Below are 231 nucleotides of genomic sequence, written 5' to 3' on the forward strand. Positions count from 1 at the left end.
GTGCTTGCATCTCAGCGATTTCACGCTTTTGTGCTTCGATAATGCCATCCGCCAACTCTCTTACCCGTGGGTCTTCTATATCGGCACGCTCACTGGTCAAAATAGCAATAGAGTGATGCGGAATCATGGCTTGCATCCAATCTACTTGGTCGACAGTTTGCTGCGAGCGCACACCCCATAGACCAAAGGCAAATAACACCACACTAACCCCATAGACCATCAAGTTTATCT

General features: G+C 48.1%; 1 protein-coding gene. It reads right to left on the reverse strand.

Translation table 11 applies throughout. The features are described from left to right. Window positions 1-231 (reverse strand): DUF305 domain-containing protein (locus tag AAEY88_RS15705; protein ID WP_350563892.1); only part of this gene is annotated, 231 nt, incomplete at both ends.

Origin of the sequence: Psychrobacter sp. CAL346-MNA-CIBAN-0220, from assembly GCF_040309805.1 — a bacterium.
Lineage (GTDB): Bacteria > Pseudomonadota > Gammaproteobacteria > Pseudomonadales > Moraxellaceae > Psychrobacter.